Origin of the sequence: Micromonospora jinlongensis (assembly GCF_013410645.1) — a bacterium.
In the GTDB taxonomy this organism is placed as follows: domain Bacteria; phylum Actinomycetota; class Actinomycetes; order Mycobacteriales; family Micromonosporaceae; genus Micromonospora; species Micromonospora zamorensis.
In genome coordinates, this window is sequence record NZ_JACCHK010000001.1 from 3487150 (window position 1) to 3501186 (window position 14037).

A 14037-nucleotide genomic window follows, 5' to 3' on the forward strand; every position below is an offset into this window, starting at 1 on the left:
TTCCGTCCCGGGTTCCGGGCACCGGGCACCACCGTGCGAGAGGTACCCGATGATGACAGACGTGATGGAGCAGAGCGGCGGCCCGACCCGACCGAAGGCCGAGCAGCCAGCGGTCAACGGGAGCGAGCCGGCGGTACCCCTGTCGCCGACGGCCGAGGCCGCTGGGCCGGCCGAGGCACGAACCGGCACCGAGGAGCCGTCCGCCTCCGCGCGGATCGTGCAGATCAGAGAACGGATCGATGAGATCGACCACGCCCTGATCACCCTCTGGCAGGAGCGGGCCGCGTTGTCCCAGGAGGTCGGGGTGACCCGGATGGCGTCCGGCGGGACGCGCCTGGTGCTCTCCCGCGAACGCGAGATCCTGGAGCGCTTCCGGGTCGCGCTCGGCGCCGACGGCACCCAGTTGGCCCTACTGCTGCTCCGCGCGGGCCGCGGCCCGCTGTGAGCCGCACCGGCCCACTGTGACTCACCCGGCCCGTCGGCCCCCCGTGACCGCCGCTGCACCACGCGGCGCCGGCCCCGGGCCACGGACAGACGGAACCGCCTGCCGTCGTCGTGGTGACGTCGGCAGGCGGTTCCGGTGACTCACGCCTCGTGGGTGGCGACGACCTGGCGCCGCTCCGCGAAGTGGCAGGCGCTCGGGTGGTCCGAGCCCTGTCGGATCTCCAGCAGCGGGACCTGCTCGGCGCAGACGTCCTGCGCCTTCCAGCAGCGGGTCCGGAACCGGCAGCCCGAGGGCGGGCTGATCGGCGACGGCACGTCACCCGTGAGCCGGATGATCGTCTTGTTGTTCCGCTGCGTCGGGTCCGGCACCGGCACCGCGGAGAGCAGTGCCTGGGTGTACGGGTGCGTCGGCCGCTCGTAGATCTCGTCCTCGGTGCCGATCTCGACGATCTTGCCGAGGTACATCACCGCGACCCGGTCCGAGAGGTGGCGAACCACCGACAGGTCGTGCGCGATGAAGACGTACGACAGCCCGAACTCGCCCTGGAGCTGCTCCAGCAGGTTCATCACCTGAGCCTGGATGGAGACGTCCAGCGCCGACACCGGCTCGTCGCAGACGATGATCTCGGGCCGCAGCGCGAGCGCCCGGGCGATGCCGATGCGCTGACGCTGACCGCCGGAGAACTGGTGCGGGTACCGGTTGATGTGCTCCGGGTTGAGTCCCACCAGGTCGAGCAGTTCGCGGACCTTGGCCCGGCGGCTGCCCTTCGGTGCCACCTCCGGGTGGATCTCGAACGGCTCACCGAGCAGGTCGCCGACGGTCATCCGCGGGTTCAGCGAGGTGTACGGGTCCTGCATGACCAGCTGGATCTGCCGGCGGAGGCGTCGCAGCGCCCCGCCGGACAGCTTGGAGATGTCCTGGCCCTTGTAGAGCACACTGCCGGCGGTCGGCTTCTCCAGGTTCATCAGCACCCGGGCGAGGGTCGACTTGCCGCAGCCGGACTCGCCCACCACACCGAGCGTCTCACCGGCGCGCAGACCGAACGAGACCCCGTCGACCGCCTTGACCTGGCCGACGGTCTTCTTGAACACCACACCCTGCGTGACGGGGTAGTGCTTGACCAGGTCGTTGACCTCGAGGATGTTCTCAGACACGGTTCACCAGCTCCTCGGCGAAGTGGCAGGCGCTGGCCCGGGAGGGGCCGACCTGCAGCAGCGGCGGGACCTTCTCCCGGCACACCGGCTGAGCCATCGGGCAGCGCGGGTTGAACGGGCAGCCCGGCGGGATGTTCATCAGGTTCGGCGGGAGGCCCTTGATGGTCCGGAGCTGCTGCCCCTTCTCGTCCAGGCGCGGGATCGATTCGATCAGACCGATGGTGTACGGGTGCGCCGGCTTGGCGTACAGGTCGTACACGTTGGCTTCCTCGACGATCCGGCCCGCGTACATGACCGCGATCCGGTCCGCGACGTCGGCGACCACGCCGAGGTCGTGGGTGATCAGGATCATGCCCATCTGCCGCTCACGCTGAAGCTCGGCGAGCAGGTCCATGATCTGGGCCTGCACGGTCACGTCCAGGGCGGTGGTCGGCTCGTCCGCGATCAGCACCTCCGGGTCGAGCGCCAACGACATCGCGATCATCGCGCGCTGCCGCATACCGCCGGAGAACTGGTGCGGGTAGTTGTTGAACCGGCCCTTGGCGTTCGGGATCTTGACCTGGTCGAGCATGTCGATCGCGCGCTTCTTGGCCTCCGCGCGACCCATGCCCCGCCGGACCCGGAACTGCTCGGCGATCTGGAACCCGACGGTGAAGACGGGGTTCAGCGCGGAGAGCGCGTCCTGGAAGATCATCGCGATGCCCTCGCCGCGGATGCGGCGGCGCTCCTCGTCGGACATGCGGAGCATGTCCTTGCCGTGGAAGCGGACCTGGCCACCGGTGACGAAGCCGGGCGGCGTGTCGAGGATGCCCATGATGGTCTGCGCCGTGACGCTCTTACCGGAGCCGGACTCGCCGAGCACGGCGAGGGTCTCCCCCGCGTCGACGTGGTACGTGACCCCGTTGATGACCTTTGCGACGCCGTCCCGGGTGCGGAACTCCACCCGCAGGTCGTCGACCTCGAGCAGCCGGCCGGAGGGACGTCCGGACCCGCCGGGTCCCGGCGCGGACTGCTCGGACACGAGAATGTCGGACACTGGATATCCCCTAGCGGAGTTTCGGATCGAGGGCCTCGCGGACCGCCTCACCGAGCATCACGAAGCTCAGCACTGCGGTGACGAGGAACGCGGCGGGGAAGAAGACCAGCCCTGGCGCGACTCGGAGGAAATCCTTACCGTCGCTGATCATGATGCCCCAGGACACCACCGGCGACTTCAGACCGACGCCCAGGAACGACAGGGTGGCCTCGGCGCCGATGAACGAGCCGACCATGATCGTGCCGTAGACCAGCAGCGGGGCCAGGCAGTTCGGCAGCAGGTGCTTGAGGATGATCCGGCCGGTGCCGGCGCCCAGGGCGCGGGCCGCGACGATGTAGTCGGCTTCCTTGGTGGCGAGCACCGAGGAACGCATGAGGCGCATCACGACCGGCCAGCTCAGCACGATCAGCGAGATCGTTACCAAGCCCGTGATCTCGAACTTGCTGTTGCTGGTTCCCGAGCCGTTGAACGTGGTCAGGATGACGATCGCGCCGAGCACGAAGGGAAGGCCGAAGAAGACGTCGGCGATCCTGCTCAGGAGCCCGTCCACCCAGCCACCGTTATAGCCGGCGATGATGCCCATCGTGCCGCCCACCAGCAACGTGCCGATCACAGCAAGCACGGCGACCTGAATAGAGGCACTCGCGCCGTAGATGACCCGGGCGTAGACGTCACGGCCCTGCAGGTCGTAGCCGAACCAGGCGTCACCGGACGCCTTGTCGAGGCTGCGGGACAGCGATCCGTTGACCGCATCACCCGGGGCGAACAGCGCCGGGAAGAGCGCCATCAGCAGGAAGATCACGATCAGCGTGGCCGAAATCCAGAACAACGGCTTGCGGCGAAGGTCCCGCCAGGCGTCACCGAGCAGGCCACGGGGCTTTTCGTTGCTCTGCGGCTGACCTGCGGTGGCAGGGGCGGCGGAGTCGGTCGGGTGCGCGCCAGGGGTACTGACGATGGATGCGGTACTCGGGTCACTCATAACGGATCCTCGGGTCCAGGGCGGCGTAGAGCAGGTCAACCAGCAGGTTCATCAAGAGATAGACCAGCACCAGGACGACCACAATGCCCACCACGGTGGCGCTCTCCTTGGTCACGATCGCGCGGTAGACCGCACGGCCGATCCCGTTGATGCCGAAGATCCCCTCGGTGACGATCGCACCGCCCATCAGGGCACCGAGGTCGGTGCCGAGCAGGGTGACCACCGGGATGAGCGAGTTACGCAGCAGGTGCACGCCCACCACCCGGCGCATCGGCAGACCCTTGGCGATCGCGGTGCGCACGTAGTCGGCGCGGCGGTTCTCCGCGATGCTCGTACGTGCAACCCGGGCGATGTAGGCCACTGACGCACTGCCCAGTACGAAGCCCGGCACGATCAGCTCGGACCACCGCATCTCTGAGGAGACGGTCGGCTTGACGATGCCCCACTGCACGCCCAGGAGCCACTGGAGCACGAAGCCGACGACGAAGACCGGCAGCGCGATCAGGAAGAGCGTGGAGACCAGGACCAGGTTGTCCAGGAAGCCGTTGCGGCGCAGACCGGTCAGCACGCCGGCGCCGAGGCCGATCACGGCCTCGATGGCGAGTGCCACCAGGGCCAGCTTCAGCGTGTTCGGGTACGCCGTGGCGATGATGTCGCCGATCTCGCGCTGCGAGAACGTCTGACCGAAGTCACCCTGGAGCAGGTTCTTCATGTAGTTGGCGTACTGCACGAAGACGTTCTGGTCGAGGTGGTACTTCTCGGTCATGAAGGCGATGTACTGGTCCGGGCAGCGTCGCTCGCCGCACTTGCCGGCGAACGGATCGCCCGGGACGGCCCAGACGAGGGCGTAGATCAGGAACGTCGTACCGATGAAGACCGGCACGAGTTGGAGCAGCCGTCTCAACAGATAACGGCCCATGGGGTGGTCCTCCAGACAGGGGGCGCGTCGGACGGCCGACACGGTGGTGACAACGTGCGAGTGGAGTGTTGTAACACCCAGTCGCGGAACGGCCCCGGGTCGGGCTCACCGGATGTGGCGAGCCCGACCCGGGGTCAGACCGTTCGGATCAGAGCTCGACCGAGGTGATGTCGAGTTCGCCGACGTTGTTCAGCTCGAGCTTCTTGATCTTCTCCGAGTGGCCGGACTGCTGACCGTAGAAGTAGATCGGGATGCTCGGGACGTCCTGGTCGACCAGCTCGACGGCCTTGGAGAACGCCTCGTGCGAGGCCTCCAGGCTCGGCGCGGCGCTGGCCTGCTTCGCCAGGGCGTCGACCTCCTTGCTGCTGTACAGACCGTCGTTCGAGGAGCCACCGGTGACGTACAGCGGGTTGACCCAGTTCTCGACGTCCGGGTAGTCCTGCTGCCAGGCAGCGCGGTACGGGCCGGTCATCTTGTGGGCGTTGATGTTCTGGCGGAAGACCGCGAAGGTCGGCACGCCCTCGGCCCGAGCGTTGATGCCCAGGTTGGTCTTGACCTGCTGCGCAACGGCGTCCATCCAGTCCTTGTGGCTGGAGTCCGAGTTGTAGTAGAAGACCATCTCACCGGTGAAGCCGCCGGCCTCGGTCAGCAGCGTCTTGGCCGTGGCCGGGTCGAACTTGCAGGCGGTGCAGTTGCCCGGCTTGGCGCCCGGGGTCAGCGGGTTCGCCCAGCTGTCGGCCGGCTTGCGGGTACCGAAGAAGATCTTGTCCGAGATCTCCTGCCGGTTGATCGACAGCGACACGGCACGACGCAGCTTCGGGTTCTGGAAGCGCTTGTCGTAGGTCGGGAACGCGATCAGCGCGGTCGACGGCGTGACGGTCGACAGGCCCCGGTCACCGAGGTCGGTCTTCCACTTGTCACCGGCGAGCGCCGAGGTGGGGACAACCTCCATGAAGTCGAGGTTGTTCGCCAGCAGGTCGGCGTAGGCGGCCGTCTCGTCCTGGTACAGCTTGACGTCGACGTCCTTGACCTTCATCTTGTCGCGAAGGTTGTAGTCGTCGAAGCGCGTCAGCTTGATGAGGACGTTGTCCTCCCACGACACGAACTTGACCGGGCCGTTGCCGACCGGCTTCTTGCCGAACTCTTCCGGCTTCTGGGTGAAGAAGACGTCCGGCAGCGGCATGAAGGCGCTGTAGCCGAGCTTGGTCGGGAAGACCGCGGTCGGCGCCGCCAGGGTGACCTCGAAGGTCTGCTCGTCGACGACCTTCAGGCCGGACATCTTGTCGGCCTTCGGCGGCGGGGCCTTCTGCGGGCCGTCCGCGCCGTCCGGGTCCGTGGTGTAGGTGTCCTCGAAGCCCTGGATGTCGGAGAAGAAGGTGCCGTTCTGCGCGCCGTTCGGCGAGTAGGCGGCCCAGTTCCAGGCGTCGACGAAGTTCTTCGACTTCACCTCGGTGCCGTCGTGGAACTTCGTGCCCTTCTTGATCTTGATCGTGAAGACCTTGGAGTCCGTGGTGTTGATGGACTCGGCCAGCGCGTTGCGCGGGGCCCCACCGTCGTTCGGGTACTCGACCAGGCCGGTGAACAGCCAGTCGATCACCTTGCCGCCGCCAGTCTCCGTGGTGTTCGACGGGACCAGCGGGTTCTCCGGCTGGACGCCGTGGACGGAAATCGCGCCGTCCTTGCTGGCGGCAGCGTCGTCGTTGCTGTCACCGCTCGAGCAACCGCTCGCGACAAGCGCGGCAGCCGCGCTGAGCGCGATTGCGCTCGTCGCCCGCTTCGAGACTCTCATTCCGAGGGGCCTCCTCTTTCTAACCAGGTTCCGTCGTGGGTTTCACGCACGTTTGGGGGTGACACCGCCCGACCACCCCGGGGCGCGGGTCGCCGGGACCACAGGGAAGTTGGGGACACCCTGATGTTCCGATCCGCCGGGCTCCCCCGCCAACGAGGCGCGACACGACGCAGGAGGCACAGCCACGAATCGCCGCGAGCGGCGAGGACGTGGTCGTTGGCCGTACGGAGTGCCACACACCGATGGTGAGGTGCTGCCACTGTGACACCAACTGGCCTCTTCCGTGAAGGTGCCGTTATCAAGCCGTTAGTTGCCCGCCACGTTGCCGATACTTGAAAAATGATCATAAAACGGTCGGTCCGGGCAGCACTGACCAGGAAATACGTTGCGTCACCCGCAAACCTGCCTTCGGTCCCTGCGTACGCGCGGGGCCTCACCTCTGCCCGATGGGACGTACGTCACCATCCGTTTTTCGACCCGTCCGGATGAGGTCGACTACGGCTGCACGGGCACGCTCAGCCGGCTGGGTGGACGAGGGCGCAAAGATCGTCTGTCTGATCCTCCGGCCCGGTGACGTGCTGTCACACGAGCCGGCGGTCCGCCGCCCAACGGGAGAGCTCGTAGCGGTTGGACATCTGGAGCTTGCGCAGCACGTTCGACACGTGCGTCTCCACCGTCTTGATGGAGATGAACAGCTCCTTCGCGATCTCCTTGTACGCGTACCCCCGGGCCAGCAGCCGCAGCACCTCCCGCTCACGGTTGGTGAGCTGGTCCAGCTCGGGGTCGGCCACCGGTGCGTCCGGTCGGGCCGCGAAGGCATCCAGCACGAAGCCGGCCAGCCGCGGGCTGAACACCGCATCCCCGTCCGCCACCCGGCGGATCGCCGCAGCCAGTTCGTCCGGGGAGATGGTCTTGGTGACATACCCCCGGGCCCCGGCGCGGATCAGCCCGATCACGTCCTCCGCCGCGTCGGAGACACTCAACGCGAGGAACTTGACCTGCGGGTGGGTGCGGCGCATCGCCTCCAGCACCGCGCGTCCGCCGCCGTCGGGCATGTGCACGTCGAGCAGCACCACGTCCGGTCCGACGGCGGCGATCCGCGTGACCGCCTCGGCCACCGTGCTCGCCTCGCCCACCACCTCGACGTGGGCGCCCAGCTCCGCGCGCACCCCGGCCCGGAACATGGCGTGGTCGTCCACCAGGAACACCCGCAGCCGCTCGGGGCGGGCCTCCGCCGGGTCGAGGTGCTCGGTCGACTGCTCGGCCATGGTCATCTGTTCCTCTCCGCTGCGGACGAGTCCCGGGAGATCGGCAGGATCAACCGAACCTCGGTCCCCTCCCCCGGGCCGGACCGGATTTCGGCCCGTCCGCCGTGCCGCTTCATCCGCCCGATGATCGAGCCGCGTACGCCGTGCCGGTGGTCCTCCACGGTATCCGGGTCGAAGCCCTTGCCCCGGTCCCGGACGAAGACGCTGACCTGATCCGGCTCCACCTCGGCGTAGAGCGACACGGTCTGCACGCCAGCGTGCCGGGCGGCGTTCACCAGCGCCTCCCGCGCGGCCGCGACCAGCGCGCCGACCTTCTCGTCGGTCTCCCGGTCCCCCACCACCACGGTCTCCACGGTGATCGCGAAGGTGTCCTCGACCTCGGCGGCGGCCTGCTCCAGAGCGGCGGCGAACCGCTCGCTGGGCGACGCGGTGGGCTTGTAGAGCCAGTTGCGCAGGGAACGCTCCTGCCCTCGGGCCAGCCGTTGCACCGTCTTGACGTCACCGGCGTTGCGCTGGATCAGCGCCAACGTGTGCAGCACCTGGTCGTGCACCATCGCGGCCAACTCGGCCCGCTCCTGCTCGCGGATGCGCCCCTCACGCTCCGAGCGGAGCTGGCTGTACGTCCGCCAGAGCACCGGCGCGGCGACCACGCCGACCCCGGCCAGCCCGACCAGCGCGAAGATCACGCCATTGATCACCGCGTCGAAGTTCTGCGCCGGCGAGTAGACCGCCGCGACGCCGATGATGCCGACCGCGACCAGCACGCCCCCGCCGATGAACCGGAGCACGAAGGCCCGCCGGTCACTCTCCTCGACGACCGCGCCGAGCCACGGCACCGGCATCGTGTCGACCCACTGCCGCCGCCGTTCGGGCGCCGACTGGTGCCAGATGACCCCGGCGCCGACCGCGATGATGGCCACCAGCCAGCCGGCGGTGCCCGCCGCGCCGACCGAGTCGAAGACCATCACCTGGATCAACAGGACGCCGAGGCCGATCCCCACGAACGGCAGGAGCTGGGCTACGTCGCGCCGGGGCGGCACCGCGGTGTCACCGGGCCGCAGCGGCACCACGGCCCAGAAGGCCGCGTAGAGCAGCAGGCCGAGCCCACTCAACCCGAGCAGCACCATGAACGCGACGCGCACCCGCAGCACCGAGATGCCGAGATGGTCGGCGATACCGGCGGCGACGCCGGCGGCCATCCGGTGCTCGGGTGCGCGGTAGAGGCGCGGAGGCGAAGTCACGGTGCTGATCGGAGGCTCCCTGTCACGGTGGCGGGATGGTCGAGGTCGGTGATTCGATCGTCACACGCTGCGGCGGCCACGACCACGGGGACGCCCCCGACATTCCGGCCGCCGGATCTCAGGGTGGGGTCAGGGTCGGGTCCTGAGGTCGTTCGGGTGCGCCGCGCAGCAGGATCGAAGCATGACCGAGGAAGCTGCCCCGCCACCCCGTCCCGGGTCGGCACAACCGGGAGGCACGTCGCCGCCCACGCCGCCCGGCGGATGGACCGAACCCGGCACGTCCGGTCCCCAACCCGGCGCCGCACCTACCGATCCGTACGGCGGCTACGCGCCGCCCACCGGCCCGGGCCCCAGCTTCGCGGCCGGCACCGGTTACGGAGCCGGCGGCACCGCGGGCACACCACCCGGCCAGGGTGGCGGTCCCGGTCCGTCCGCGCCGCCACCACCGCTGGGCGGCACCGGCTTCACCTCGCGGTACGGGCTGGTCCGGCCGCGCGAGGGACGGTATCTGGCCGGCGTCTGCGCGGCGATCGGGCGAGCCACCAACACCGATCCGGTGCTGTGGCGGGTGCTGCTCGCGGTGCTCGGGTTCTTCGGGGGCATCGGCATCCTGGTGTACGTCGCGGCCTGGCTGATCATTCCCAACGAGGGCGACACCGCGTCCCCTGTCGAGTCGATGCTCGGGCGCGGCCGTTCCAGCATGTCGCCGGTGACCGTGATCGTCCTGGGCATCCTGGTCGCGGCCAGCTTCGGCTACATCGTCACCGACGCCTTCCGTGCGGTGCTGCTCGGCGCGGCCATCCTGGTCGCCGGCGCGCTGCTGCTCAACCGGGACAGCCGCACCCCGCAGCCCAGCGCCCGGGGCGGGCCGGCGCCGTCCGCGCCGCCCGGCCCAACGCCCGGTCCGGTTCCGCCGGTGGCCTGGCCAGCGCCGTCGTACGGCGTCGCGCCGTCGACCGGCCCGCTGACGACGACACCGGGGGCCGGCGGCGATCCCGCGTACGTCACCGCGACGACGGGGGGAACACCCACCATGGCGTACGACGTGCAGCCGACCGCTGGTCCGCAGCTCTCCGCCCCCACGCAGCCGGTGTCCGGGGTTGGTCCCGTGTCGGGGCAACCGGCCGGCACTACGGCTGTCCAGGCCGGCTGGCCGACACCAACCACCGGCTGGCCGAGCACCGCCACGCCCAGCGTCGGCTGGCCGTCGGCGCCCGTGGCCGGCGCGCCAGCTGCCCCGTCCGGCTATCCGACCGCCCCTCCACCGTCCGGATACCGGCCTCCGTTCGCGCCGCACGGCCCGTACGCCTCGCCGACTCCGGCCGCGGCCCCTCCGCCCAAGCCACCGAAGCCGCCGAAGCGCCCCAAGGAGCGTTCGCCGCTCGGCGCGGTGACCTTCTCGTTGATCTTCCTGGTCCTCGGTGTGGTCGCCCTGCTCGACCTGCTGGACGTCTTCGCCATCAGCGCCTCGTCGTACTTCGCGGCCGCGTTGGCCACGATCGCGCTGGGGCTGCTGGTCGGCACCTGGTTCGGCCGGGCCCGCTGGCTCATCGCGCTCGGCCTGGTGACCGCGGCGGCGCTGGGCACGGCGACGGTCGCCGAGTCCTACGACCGGATCCGGGGAGTCGACGGTGCAGTGACCTGGGCGCCCACCGACTACCGCGACCTCGCCGACCGGTACGAGAACAGCTTCGGTGACGCCGTGCTCGACCTGCGCGGTATCGACTTCACGAAACGGGACAGCCAGGTCACCGTCGCCATCAACTTCGGCCAGGCGACCGTTGTCGTACCGCCGAACGTGGACGTCACCACGGTGGCCGACGTCAACGCCGGCGACGCCAACATCTTCGGCAACCGGTCCGGTGGGTTGGACGGTCGCCTGCGGGAGACCACCGATGTCGGCGCGGACGGCCCCGGCGGCGGGACCCTGCGCCTCTACGTCCACGTCAATGCCGGCAATCTGGAGGTGACCCGGTGAAGGCTCACCGCACTGATCTGGTGTCTTTCGCCTTCGGGCTCGTGTTCCTGGCGCTGTCCGGCTGGTGGCTGCTCGCCCAACTGCTCGGGCTCGCGCTCCCCGCGGTCGGCTGGTTCCTGGCCAGCGCGCTCATCCTGATCGGGGTCTTCGGGCTGGTCGGAGCGCTGCGCTCAGGCCGGTCGCCGCAACCGGAGGCGACCACCGAGGCCGCCGCCACCGAGGCCACCACCCCCGTCTCCGGCGCGAACGCACCCGTCTCCGGTGCGGCCGCACCGACCGCTGGTGCCGCCGTTCCGACCTCCGGCGCCCCGCTGCCGGTCTGGGAGGCCGAACGGTCCACCTGGGACGCTCCCCCCTCGGGTCCGACACCGTGGGACCCTGCCCCCTCGGGTCCCGCACCGGAGGCGCCGACCGCCGAGGTGATCCACCCCGCCTGGCTGGCCCATCCGCCATCCGAGGAGCAGACCTCGCCGGTCTCCGGCCGGCCCGACGACCGGAACGAGGAGCCGACCCTCGGGATCGACACCCGACCGGCCCCGGAGGGGGACGAGCCGACCCGCCCCGACCACCCGGCCGAGGCCGTCGGCGACCAGTCGGACGACGAGCGGAAGGGCCGGCGCGGGCAGGCCTGACCTTGGGCGCCTGGCGGCATCGGCCTACTCCACCGCTACGGCGGTACGGCTGACGCGAACGGACGCATATGCTGGCCGGTGGAGATCTCGCCTCCGCCGGCCGGCCCGTTCCGCCATGGCGGTCCCGCCGCGATTCCCGTCTCTACCCCGTCAGGAGCCCGCCCGACATGACCCAGTCCCCCGCCGTGCGTACCACCGGCCGGTCCGGTCCGGTCCGCATCGGCGAGCGAGCCGCCCGTACGCTCGTCACCGAGCTGGCCCGGATCAACGATCCCAAGGCCGCCCTGCTGGTCGGGGCGAGCCCGGAGTCCGCGGTGCTGGCCGCGGCGATCGACGCGCTGCTCCCCGGTGACCGGCTCACCGCGGTGCCCGCCGAGCCGTTCGGCGCTGCCGCGCTCCGCGAGCACATCACCGCCCAGGGTCGCTGGGTCGCCGACCGGGTGAGCGTCGTCGACTCGCTGGCCGAGGCCGAGCCCGCCGGGGTCGTCATCGCCGGCGAGGTGTTCGCCGGCACCGCCGAGGAGACCCGCAGCGGCATCGAGGGCCTGGCCAAATACCTTTCCGACGGCGCGGTGTTGAGCGTGGCGACGATCGCCATGCCGGGCCGGACCACCGGCGCGGCCACCGAGCTGGCTCGACAGGACGCCCTCTACGGGGTCGGCGCCGACCTGGTGCTGCGCAACTCTCCACCGGTGCGGGTCTACCGGCTGCGGTTCACCCCGGCCAGCCCGGCCACGGCCGACAGGTTGGCCCCCGCGCACCGCCCGTCGAGCGTGCCGCTGACCCGCGGCATGCACATCGACTCCAACGGCGTGGCCGCGGCGGGCATCGCGCTGGGCCTCGCGGCGCTGGCCCGGGTGGCGCGTCCGTCGTCCAAGCTCTGGCTGCTGCCGGCGCTGGCCGCCGGGCCGGTTGCCGCGTTCTTCCGCGACCCGGAGCGGGACGTGCCGGAAGACCCGAGCGCCGTGGTCGCCAGCGCGGACGGCAAGGTCCTGTCGGTGCAGCGGCTGCACGACGAGCGTTTCGGCGACGGCGAGTGGCTCCGGGTCGCGGTCTTCCTGTCGGTGCTGGACGTGCACGTCAACCGGGCCCCGGTCGCCGGCAAGGTGGTGGACTACTTCGTCGCCGACGGCGGCTTCGTCAACGCGATGAAGCCGGACGCCGAGCACAACGTGGCGGCGTACACCGTGCTGGACACCGCTCGCGGCACGGTGGTGGTCGCGCAGCGCACCGGGCTGATCGCCCGCCGGATCGTGCAGCGCGCGCCCATCGGCGCGCTGCTGGCCAGGGGCGAGCGCTTCGGGCTGATCCGGTTCGGCTCCCGGACCGACGTCTACCTGCCGGCCGATGCCGCGGACCCGCTGGTCGGGCCGGGCGACAAGGTCGTCGGCGGTTCCACGGTCATCGCCCGCTGGCGCTGACCCACCAACGAGGAACGGGGCGCCGCTGTCCGCGGCGCCCCGTTCTCGTTGCTGCAATCAAGCCGTACGGCGTGCTGTGCTCTCAGGTGGTGCGACGTGCTGTGCTCAGGCGGTGCGACGCTGCCGCAGCCAGAGCACCGGCCCGCTGACCAGGTAGCCCACCACGATCAGCGCGAACGTGATCCGGATGTCGACCAGCGCGCCGATCACCGGAGCCAGCCAGAGCCACGGGGGCAGCTTCACCAGGCGGGCGAGCTTGGCGTACGGGAAGCTCGAAACCATCGCGAAGGCCAGCAGCGCCACCCCGGCGACCAGCACGGCCCCGGGCACCGGCAGGCCGATCGCCACGGTCAGGGCGAGCACCGCCGCCGCCATCGTGGTCGGCACGCCGCAGAAGAAGCGGCCGTCCTTGGGCGAGACGTTGAAGCGGGCCAGTCGAATCGCGGCACAGGCCGCGACCAGAGCGCACGCCACCGCCGCCGCGGCGGTGGAGACGGAGCCGGCGAGCGAGGCGTAGACCACGACCGGCGCGGCGAGACCGAACGAGCACATGTCGGCGAGCGAGTCCATCTGCGCGCCGAACGGGCTGGCCACCCCGAGTCGGCGGGCCAGTGCGCCGTCCAGACCATCGAAGGCGACGCAGGCGATCAGGCAGAGCGCCGCGATGCGCACCTCGCCCTGCATGGCCAGGAAGATGGCCAGCATGCCGAGCATCAGGCTGGCGAGCGTGCAGGCGTTGACCAGGCCGAACTTCATCCGACGGGCGATGGTGCGCTCGCCGGGAAGCAGCGGGATCGTCCCGGCGGACGCCTCGTCGGCGTACACCATCGGCGGCATCGCCGGGCTGACCGGCATCACCGCCTCGATCTCCGCCCGACCGACGTTGACAGCCGGCCGGCTGAGCCGGTCCAGGCCGTAACGACGGCGCTGCCGGTCGGCGTACCGGTGCTCGGTCGGAGCCAGGTCGGTCGCGTGCAGGTCGTCGTCACGACGACCGACCCGGACCAGCAGCACCTGGCGGGCGAACGTGCTGCTGCGGCGCAACCTGCCCGCCCAGCGACGCCCTGCGGGGCGCGGACTGTCAGTAGTACGACGCCGGCGCCATGGGGCTCTCGGCACGTTTCCTCCATCACCGGATCGGCTGACCGCCGTGGGGGCGGGTGTCCGGCTGTCTC

General features: G+C 70.3%; 11 protein-coding genes and 1 pseudogene. 4 read left to right on the forward strand and 8 right to left on the reverse strand.

Annotated elements, in window-relative coordinates:
* Window positions 1–49 precede the first annotated feature (49 nt).
* Window positions 50–445 (forward strand): chorismate mutase, encoded by a 396-nt coding sequence (locus tag HNR22_RS15290; RefSeq protein ID WP_179780951.1) that lies wholly within the window; start codon window positions 50–52, stop codon window positions 443–445.
* Window positions 446–585: 140 nt separating this feature from the next.
* Here the strand turns inward: HNR22_RS15290 and HNR22_RS15295 are convergent, their stop codons facing one another.
* From HNR22_RS15295 to HNR22_RS15325, 7 genes are all read right to left on the reverse strand, one after another.
* Window positions 586–1599: a dipeptide ABC transporter ATP-binding protein gene (locus HNR22_RS15295; protein WP_179780952.1), complete on the reverse strand. Its 1014-nt coding sequence runs from the start codon at window positions 1597–1599 to the stop codon at window positions 586–588.
* Window positions 1592–2635 carry an ABC transporter ATP-binding protein gene (locus HNR22_RS15300; protein ID WP_425488057.1) on the reverse strand — a complete coding sequence of 348 codons (1044 nt, stop codon included), beginning with the start codon at window positions 2633–2635 and terminating at the stop codon, window positions 1592–1594. Before HNR22_RS15300 ends, HNR22_RS15295 begins: the two co-directional genes overlap by 8 nt.
* Window positions 2636–2645: 10 nt before the next feature.
* Window positions 2646–3614, reverse strand: a complete 969-nt coding sequence (locus tag HNR22_RS15305; protein ID WP_179780953.1) for an ABC transporter permease — start codon at window positions 3612–3614, stop codon at window positions 2646–2648.
* A complete protein-coding gene (locus HNR22_RS15310) occupies window positions 3607–4533 on the reverse strand; it encodes an ABC transporter permease (RefSeq protein ID WP_179780954.1) in 927 nt (308 codons plus the stop codon). Before HNR22_RS15310 ends, HNR22_RS15305 begins: the two co-directional genes overlap by 8 nt.
* Before the next feature lie 148 nt (window positions 4534–4681).
* A complete protein-coding gene (locus HNR22_RS15315) occupies window positions 4682–6322 on the reverse strand; it encodes a peptide ABC transporter substrate-binding protein (RefSeq protein WP_179780955.1) in 1641 nt (546 codons plus the stop codon).
* A gap of 581 nt (window positions 6323–6903) precedes the next feature.
* Window positions 6904–7590: a response regulator gene (locus HNR22_RS15320; RefSeq protein WP_088950154.1), complete on the reverse strand. Its 687-nt coding sequence runs from the start codon at window positions 7588–7590 to the stop codon at window positions 6904–6906.
* 2 nt (window positions 7591–7592) lie between these two features.
* Window positions 7593–8831 (reverse strand): PspC domain-containing protein, encoded by a 1239-nt coding sequence (locus HNR22_RS15325; protein ID WP_179780956.1) that lies wholly within the window; start codon window positions 8829–8831, stop codon window positions 7593–7595.
* A gap of 181 nt (window positions 8832–9012) precedes the next feature.
* Between HNR22_RS15325 and HNR22_RS15330 the strand changes: the two genes are divergently transcribed.
* The 3 genes and pseudogenes from HNR22_RS15330 (at window position 9013) to HNR22_RS15340 (ending at window position 12862) form a co-directional block, all read left to right on the forward strand.
* On the forward strand, window positions 9013–10809 hold the full coding sequence (locus HNR22_RS15330; RefSeq protein ID WP_246380890.1) for a PspC domain-containing protein: 1797 nt from the start codon (window positions 9013–9015) through the stop codon (window positions 10807–10809).
* Window positions 10806–11051, forward strand: a pseudogene (locus tag HNR22_RS31855) (hypothetical protein); the annotation flags it as partial. The gene HNR22_RS15330 and the pseudogene HNR22_RS31855, both read left to right, overlap by 4 nt.
* A gap of 557 nt (window positions 11052–11608) precedes the next feature.
* Window positions 11609–12862, forward strand: a complete 1254-nt coding sequence (locus tag HNR22_RS15340; RefSeq protein ID WP_179780957.1) for a phosphatidylserine decarboxylase — start codon at window positions 11609–11611, stop codon at window positions 12860–12862.
* Window positions 12863–12967: 105 nt separating this feature from the next.
* Here the strand turns inward: HNR22_RS15340 and HNR22_RS15345 are convergent, their stop codons facing one another.
* On the reverse strand, window positions 12968–13906 hold the full coding sequence (locus HNR22_RS15345; protein WP_179780958.1) for a CDP-alcohol phosphatidyltransferase family protein: 939 nt from the start codon (window positions 13904–13906) through the stop codon (window positions 12968–12970).
* Between the last annotated feature and the right edge of the window lie 131 nt (window positions 13907–14037).

Bases quoted from the DNA above. Each gene is read 5' to 3' on its own strand.
- HNR22_RS15290 (WP_179780951.1), top strand. From the start codon at position 50: ATGATGACAGACGTGATGGAGCAGAGCGGCGGCCCGACCCGACCGAAG.
- HNR22_RS15305 (WP_179780953.1), bottom strand. From the start codon at position 3,614: ATGAGTGACCCGAGTACCGCATCCATCGTCAGTACCCCTGGCGCGCAC.
- HNR22_RS15310 (WP_179780954.1), bottom strand. From the start codon at position 4,533: ATGGGCCGTTATCTGTTGAGACGGCTGCTCCAACTCGTGCCGGTCTTC.
- HNR22_RS15315 (WP_179780955.1), bottom strand. From the start codon at position 6,322: ATGAGAGTCTCGAAGCGGGCGACGAGCGCAATCGCGCTCAGCGCGGCT.
- HNR22_RS15320 (WP_088950154.1), bottom strand. From the start codon at position 7,590: ATGGCCGAGCAGTCGACCGAGCACCTCGACCCGGCGGAGGCCCGCCCC.
- HNR22_RS15330 (WP_246380890.1), top strand. From the start codon at position 9,013: ATGACCGAGGAAGCTGCCCCGCCACCCCGTCCCGGGTCGGCACAACCG.
- HNR22_RS15340 (WP_179780957.1), top strand. From the start codon at position 11,609: ATGACCCAGTCCCCCGCCGTGCGTACCACCGGCCGGTCCGGTCCGGTC.